5 protein-coding genes and 1 tRNA gene are annotated in these 5,466 nt (G+C 33.8%); 2 read left to right on the top strand and 4 right to left on the bottom strand.

Annotated elements, in window-relative coordinates; genetic code table 11:
* The 4 genes from ACIQZ6_RS11645 to ACIQZ6_RS11630 all read right to left on the bottom strand — a co-directional run.
* On the bottom strand, nucleotides 1-180 hold a 180-nt coding region (locus tag ACIQZ6_RS11645), incomplete at its 3' end, for a hypothetical protein (RefSeq protein WP_395811284.1).
* A gap of 225 nt (nucleotides 181-405) precedes the next feature.
* The gene (locus ACIQZ6_RS11640; RefSeq protein ID WP_395811282.1) at nucleotides 406-1,335 is read right to left on the bottom strand and encodes a Brp/Blh family beta-carotene 15,15'-dioxygenase; all 930 of its coding nucleotides are present in this window, start codon (nucleotides 1,333-1,335) and stop codon (nucleotides 406-408) included.
* Entirely contained in the window at nucleotides 1,316-2,503 is a 1,188-nt protein-coding gene (locus tag ACIQZ6_RS11635; protein ID WP_395811280.1) for a lycopene cyclase family protein, read from the bottom strand. The genes ACIQZ6_RS11640 and ACIQZ6_RS11635 overlap by 20 nt, the downstream gene beginning before the upstream one ends.
* Before the next feature lie 57 nt (nucleotides 2,504-2,560).
* Nucleotides 2,561-3,325: a bacteriorhodopsin gene (locus tag ACIQZ6_RS11630; protein WP_395811278.1), complete on the bottom strand. Its 765-nt coding sequence runs from the start codon at nucleotides 3,323-3,325 to the stop codon at nucleotides 2,561-2,563.
* A 560-nt stretch (nucleotides 3,326-3,885) separates the two neighbouring features.
* On the opposite strand from ACIQZ6_RS11630, the gene ACIQZ6_RS11625 reads away from it, so the two are divergent.
* Together ACIQZ6_RS11625 and ACIQZ6_RS11620 are read left to right on the top strand one after the other, a co-directional pair.
* Nucleotides 3,886-3,959, top strand: a tRNA-Ala gene (locus tag ACIQZ6_RS11625).
* 618 nt (nucleotides 3,960-4,577) lie between these two features.
* The gene (locus ACIQZ6_RS11620) at nucleotides 4,578-5,330 is read left to right on the top strand and encodes a glycosyltransferase (protein WP_306551182.1); all 753 of its coding nucleotides are present in this window, start codon (nucleotides 4,578-4,580) and stop codon (nucleotides 5,328-5,330) included.
* The last annotated feature ends 136 nt before the right edge of the window (nucleotides 5,331-5,466 follow it).

Genomic DNA, 5,466 nt, shown 5'->3' with positions numbered 1-5,466 from the left:
ACTATATTTCTCATTGCAAACATGACTTTTTATGGTTACTAGGTTACCATTAGAATCTCGTTTATTTTCAACTTTCTGTGAACATTCTAAGTGATCATTACTTAACCAGATAAATCGAACTATCGCAATAGTTGAAATCAAAAGAAAAAGAATTGAAGGGTATCGTATTATTTTTTTCATTTATTAACATGTTTACTTTTTTGTTAAAGTCAAATTTATAGTAAATGTTTGACATCCATTATAATTGAATTTATATCCATTTATCGGTTATTATCTATACTCAATACGGTTATATAGTATAAATATTTCAACTGCAATCAATGCTAATCAATAAGTTATAAGACAAATTGTATCCAATATCAGAGGAGTGAAAAAAAAATTAAAATAGAAAATATGATTAGTTAATTAGCGTTCTTTTGAAAACAGCACAGAGATAACCTTCATGTGCGGAGCTGTTAAAATGGCTATTGACATAAAAAAAATGGCTAATAACCTCTCTAAATTACCCTTAAAAACTACAAACAAAAGTCCAATCATTAAAAATGATAAACCATTTGTCAACCACGATTTACGATAAATAAACCAATAGCTTTTATCTTGCCAGCCTAAGAATTTTTTTATTTCAATCATAGAAAGCCCAGCGTGCCAGATATTAAAATAAAAGCCAAAACCGAGTAATATGGGCAGATTAAATACAATTAGCATCAATACCACTAATTGTAAAACAGTTTCTAGTTGAACTAAACCAAGTAGTTTACTTTGAAATAAGTAGATTGATAAAATGGGTATAAAAATGAGCAAAGAAGCAATCATCACTTCTTCCTGATATCCATAAAGCAATCTAAGCCTTTCAATCTGGCTTTGTTCAAAATCTGGAAAACCAAGAAGGATAGATTCTACATTAGGGAATTGAAAGAGCAGATAATTGACTAGAAAAAGTAAGCCATAAAATGAAAATAAAATTCTGGAGCTTAAACTTGTTTTTATTGCAAGCGCCTTTAAATCCATCTCACCAAAATGATAGGCAGAGATTACTATAAATAGTAAAATAGATAACTCAACACTAATCAACCACAATGAGGCATAAAGCACCGCAAACCCTAAGTAGAACAATAAAAACTTACTGATCGACCTCATATTCATTACTTCGTTTCGTTCCTTATGATAAATAAAATGATCTAAAGATCCATGTGGGATTCCAAAAAGAATTACTCCTAAACCAAAGAAAATGAGCTGTAAAGTTGAATGTAAAGGAAAAAAATAGTGTATTACAAACAGGCCAAAGGCTAGAATCAAGAATTTAAACCGATTAGATTTATAATTGAGCTTGAACATATTTGAAAACCTGTTTAAGGAATAATCGCTTAGGCAATGTATTAAAAAGGCTTAGCTCCTGCAAAAGTGAAGTACTCTCATCCAAAAATGATAAAATTTGTTTGAAGGAGTTATTCAAAAATAATTGTTCCATGATTACAGAAACTTTTTCTGGTTGATTCTGAATAATCTGAAGAAGTAAGGTATCATAAAAATGGAATCTGCCTAACCCAGGTAACTTTTTTATACTAGTATTGTTTGTTAAAAAGCATTTTATCAAATATTCTGTGTGCCGCGAAATCCTGTTAAATGCGTAGCCTGTACTTGGTTTGATTGCACCCGCTGCAGATCCAATATGGATTATTCCGTCGCTAGAACAAGCGGGAAATTCAAACTCAGTCATCGGAATTTTACCTCTTTCTTCTCTAATGAGCTCATAAGAGCAATTAAATTTTTCAGAAATATACTTTTTAAGATAGGCATCATATTCCAGATCAGAATAGCTCTCCATTGACGAAAAAGAAGTAAATTCAATCAATGCCTCTGTTTCAGAAAATGGCAAAACATACATAAAATGTACTGCCTGATTCTGAGCTATATTAAAATCCATGATGGTAGCCTGATTAGACTTAAAAACTGCCTGTTCAGTTTTTATAAACCATCCCTTAAAATGCTGCCAAAGTAAAACCTTATTGTTCTCAATAGTTGAATAATCAACTATACTGCTGTAAACATGCTGAGCTTGATATATATTATTCTGGGTGTGCACTTGTTTTAAGTTAGAATCTGAAGTACACATTTTTACTTCCTCATGAATAACCTTAACCCTCGAAGAATTGGAGATCAGTTGATTATGATATTCAAAAAACAACTCGCTATTGATATAATTATATCGGTATGGTGTAATTTCGCCAGATAAATCAGCCTTTGAAGAGCCAAATTTTAATTCTGACCAATACTTTCCGATTAAAAAATCATATTCTGATTGTTTATTGGTCCAGAAACACCAGGATTTATGAATAACCTGCTGATTACTTTCTATTAGCAAAATATCCCCAGTCTGTTCGGCAGGCAACTTGAGCAAGGCATTTATTAATTGCATGCCTGCACAACCAGCACCAACTACAATTATATTGGCATCCATCATGATGTAAATACAAGTAAAAAGGGAATAAAAAACAAAAGGCATCCGTTGAGGATACCTTTTGTTTTTAGATTAATTGAAATTCAATATATTAAAAACAGCTTATGCCTTTTTAGCTTTTGCTGTTTCAGCTATTGCTACAGAATAGATAACTAAACCGAAACCAATTTTGTTAATTGCATCAGCTACGTTGTAGAACAAATCAATTGAGCTAACTTCAAACATACCTGATAAAAGGTTTCCAGGTAATACCATGTATCCAATTGGATAGATAGACCAACCTAAAGTGATGAAGATTTTCAATAAGAACATAGCATTAGCCAAAGCAGGGCTATTTGATTCTTTTGTCAATCTAGCAATATCACCTGCAAATACTTCGTAAACGATGTACAAGTAGCCAAGAGTAGAAAGAACTCCCCACATGATATTGTTATCAATACCTGAAGTTTCACCAATAAAACCAAAGATTAGCATGGCTAATGAACCAATAATCAACTTGAATAAAGTTGAGCTTTTAGCACCAAATGGCTTTGTTAATAGATAAAACTCAACACACATCAATGGAACAGTAAGTGTCCAATCTACATAACGAAATGCCGTTGGACTTTGTCCTGTTGCAAGATAAAAATCTCTCATGTAGTAATAGTGTACTGCTGCAATTCCAGTAATTAATCCTGAAACTAATAATGAAATTTTCCATTTTGGATCTACTGAACCTCTTTCAAAGAAAAAGAATACTGCAGACGCCAACATAGCCATATAACCAATAAAGAAGGTTATAGCTATTGGATCACCGTTTGTAATACGCGATAAAGCTGTAGCATCAGCAGACATCGCACTTGTTGCATTAAGAAATAAGGTTGACATGTTAAATGTTTATGGTTTCTCCTACTCGTATGGCTTTTCAGATACGCCCAGTTTTTTTTAAGTGCACCTGATAGCACTTAACATTTAATTAAATTTAAATAAATTATTATTATAAACTTAAAATATTTATTAAATAAATGTATAGAATTAAACCTAGTTCTCTGAAATAATATACAACGAATATATACTTTTATGATAATACTATGACAATTCTGTACTAATTTCGAACGCTACATTTTGCACATGCTCAAGGGCAAATATGTGCTCTGGATACTAAAAAAAAAGCCTTGCACCCGGCAAAAAAGAAATGAAATATCTTGATAAATGAAATTTTATATGCCCTTAGACTAACCAAAGTGAGTTTATAACCCATATCATCTGATCATTAGACATAAATCTGAAAAGCATGTTGAACAGCTTTCATTTCTGCATTTACAAATCGACCTTCCAGTAAATTTTGATGACAAAAATCTTGAACTGTCCTTTACTAACTTGAAAAAGTCGTTAAAAATGCTGATAATTGTACCCGAAGAACCAATTTTTTAAAACTTTCCAATCAAGGGGGATTAGCTCATTTGGCTAGAGCGCTTCGCTGGCAGTGAAGAGGTGATCGGTTCGAATCCGATATTCTCCACAATGCCTAAAATGGTCTTAAACAACGTTTAATCGACTATTTTAGGCATTAAAATTAGTAATTTTAAGGTATTTTAGCACTGTTAATCCTCGAACTTGTCTTGTAGAGGTCTGGGTAGTTTTAACACAAAATCAGCTTCTTTTTTTTTGTGACTTTAAATAGAATACCTCGGTCACCCTTCATTCTTTCTTCTATCATATCACCTCCAGGTATTTAGTTGAATATAGCTCGCAAAGCGCCAAGCTTATTATTTGAGATTTTGATTTTGAAATTTTGTTACCTATTAACTTCAACCTCGTTAAATTAAGGTCATCTGCACGCATTGAAAGGATTTTATTTTTTAACTGCTTAGCATAAAACTTCTTGTAGCATACTCTTGAGGTTCCAATATTGTATATTGGTACCACAATAAATATAAACTTATGACAAAGATTTCGCGTGAACAGGAAATATTAAACGAAAGAAGATTAGCTTTAATGAAAATCTGGAGGCATTTTTGCATGAACGTAATTGATTAAAAAGAAGACTGAATATAATGTTAGATCACATTGACGCGGCTGAAAATGAGATAGTGGCTATAGATATCCAATTGAAAGCCTTAGCAAAAAAGACAGCTTGATGTCAAATTTAATTAAATCAATCATTCCATTAGATACAGCCATGCCTCAGGTACTTGTCATTAATCCCGTAAAAAACGCAATTGAAACCACGCTGGATACCGCGCGGGCAATTACTAAATCCACGGTAAAAGTCAAGTATGTCATTTTTAACGACTTCAGTACTGTCGAAACTAAGGACATCTTGGAAAAGCACCGGGAGGAACTGGGCTATGACCTGATTCATATCGAGGACTTGACGGATCATCCCTCACCCAACTACAACTTGGTGCTGCAACTTGCACAGAGGCAAGCCCTGGAAGCAAAAATCCCGCTTTTGGTGGTGGAATCGGATGTGGTGATTACTCCTAACACCATTCAAGCACTTTTGGACCACCTCGCGGCTCAACCAAACACAGGATTGGTTGGTTCAGTGACCGTAGATGATAAGGGAGAAGTCAACTATCCATACCTTAAGTTCATAGGGGTAAAAGATGCAGTAATCGATACCCAGCGAAGCTTAAGCTTTTGCTGTACTTTATTTTCACTTTCCTTTTTGAAGGCTTTTGATTTTAAGGGATTAGATGAGGATAAAGATTGGCACGATATCTTTATTTCTAAAAAATCGGTGGATCTAGGATTCAAAAACACATTGCTTATGAATGTCCCAGTATGGCATCGTCCTCATGCGAGTCGACCATGGAAGCAACTCAAGTACAGCAACCCGCTGAAGTACTACTTTTTAAAGTTTTGGAGGGGGTTGGATAAGATTTGAGTCAACTGCCGTGGATCACAGTCCACGGCAAATCGTGTATGATTGAGTGCTATTTACAGTTTTTCGAAAAGTTTCAATAGCGTATTGTAGGTTTTTGACCAGGAGCGTTGAATTCGCAAAGAGCCATTCGGTTCCC

Origin of the sequence: Daejeonella sp. (genome assembly GCF_044348475.1) — a bacterium.
Taxonomy (GTDB): domain Bacteria; phylum Bacteroidota; class Bacteroidia; order Sphingobacteriales; family Sphingobacteriaceae; genus Daejeonella.
This window is presented reverse-complemented; position numbering and strand designations above follow the sequence as displayed.